Source organism: Bradyrhizobium sp. 2TAF24 (assembly GCF_052115025.1).
Classification (GTDB): Bacteria; Pseudomonadota; Alphaproteobacteria; order Rhizobiales; family Xanthobacteraceae; genus Bradyrhizobium_A.
On record NZ_JBFRFW010000057.1, the window covers coordinates 1 to 2,046 of the forward strand.

General features: G+C 65.5%; 1 protein-coding gene. It reads left to right on the forward strand.

Annotated elements, in window-relative coordinates:
* Positions 1-2,046: autotransporter-associated beta strand repeat-containing protein (locus tag AB4Z37_RS32880; RefSeq protein WP_441520863.1), on the forward strand; the 2,046-nt coding region annotated here is incomplete at both ends.

A 2,046-nucleotide genomic window follows, 5' to 3' on the forward strand; every position in this document is an offset into this window, starting at 1 on the left:
CGGCACGGCGAATGCCAGCGATCCCACCCGTGGCGGTGCCGGCAGCGGCGGTGCGGCTGGCGGTCTCGCCGGCTCTCCCGGCCCCACGCGTCTCAGGGACAGCGCCGGTGCGGGCGGCGCTGCCATCATCGGCAGCAACCTGTCCATCATCAACAACGGCACGATCAGCGCCGGTGCCTATGGCGCCGGCAACAGCGGCGCGCCGGTCAATGCCATCACCTTCACCGGTGGCTATAATTCGCTCGAATTACGGAGCGGCTCCACGATCAACGGCAATGTCGTGGACCAGACCGGCAATGGCCTGTTCAATCTCGGCGGCGCAACCAACGGGACCTTCGATGTGTCCGCCATGGGAACGCAGTACCAGGGTTTCAGGTTTCTCCAGAAAACCGGGGCGAGCACCTGGACGTTGACCGGTACGACGAATGCGACGACGCCCTGGCGAATCGCCCAGGGGACGCTTGCGATTTCGCAGGACGCCAGCCTCGGATCGGGGGCCGGAACGGTCGGCCTGGACGGCGGCACATTCGAGACCACGGCGTCGTTCACAATGAATCACGCCATCGGACTCTACGCTGGGGGGGGCACGATCCAGACGGATTCAGGCACGGCGCTGACCCTGGCCAACGGGCTCATTAACATGGGCGCTGGCGCCTCGCCGGGCCTGACGAAAGCCGGTGCAGGCACGCTGAACCTGACCTTGGCCGCCAGCTATGCTGGCAATACCATTATCAACGGCGGCACGCTGGCGCTGACCGGCGCCGGATCGATCGCCAATTCCTCAATGGTGCTCATCAACAGCGGCGCGACATTCGATATTTCCGGGACGACGGCGGGGACGTCGGTTCGGGGCCTCAGCGGTAATAGCGGCGGCGTCGTCGCGCTCGGCAGCAAGACGCTGACGTTGGGCGGCATAGGCGGATACTATGTCTACTCCGGCTCGATCACCGGCACCGGTGGTTTGGTCGTATCGATGATGATGCAGAACCTGTGGGGCAGCAATACATACTCGGGCGGAACCACGATCGGCTACGCTGGTACTGTTGTCTTGTCGGAGACGTCGAGGGCCGACAGTACCCATAGCCTCGGGTCTGGCGCCGCAAACGTCCAGACCGGCGGCACCCTTCGGGTCAGTACGTCTGGCGGCGACTTTACGTTCAAGAACGTTCTCACGGGCAGTGGCCAGCTGTGGAGCACGAATCAAGGCCGGGCGTTTGCGTTCGATGCCGCTGCCGGTACGGGCTTCGCCGGCCTGGTCACCCTCGGCTACAACACGTTCGCGCTGTCGGGCGTGAACGCTGCGGCGCTGGCCAACGCCAAGCTGTCGCTGGTCGGCGGCAACGTCACCACGGTGGGCGCCGGAACCCAGTCCATCGGCGGTTTGGCGATCGTGGCGGGCACCGTCATCTTCGATGCGACGGCACCGGCCCGGACCGGCGCCAACAGCCTGATCAGCACCGGATCGCTCGATGTGAGCACCTACGGAACGATCCGGATCAACATCCCGGGCACGTACGTTCTGCCGACGGCGACCCTGCCGGGCACCTTGTCGCTGTTCCAGCAGAGCCATGCCAATGCCGGACTGCAACTCGTGTCGGCTTCGGGCACGGTCACCGGCTCGGGCGGCCTTCTGACACTGCAGGATCAGAACGGCAACGCGATCTCCGCAGCCCAGAACGTCAACCTGCAGCAGAACGGCCAGACCGTCGCGGTGGGGACCTACAACTACAACCTCACCACCGGCGCCAACCGCGACGGCCTCTATGTCGGCTATGGCCTGACGCAGCTCGCGCTGCAGGACGGCAAGCAGCTGACGCTGACCGAAGATGTCGGCGCCACGGGCAGCAATGCCGATCTCGCCGCCAGGCTGACCGGCACCGGCAATCTCGTCGTTGCAGCCAACAACCTCGTCTCGCTGTCCAATGGCGGCAACAGCTTCACCGGCACCACGCTGGTGCAGAGCGGCACGTTGCAGGCGGGCGCCGCCAACGTCATCGCGTCGTCGAGCGCGGTCGACGTCGAGAGCCGGTTCGACACCAACGGCTA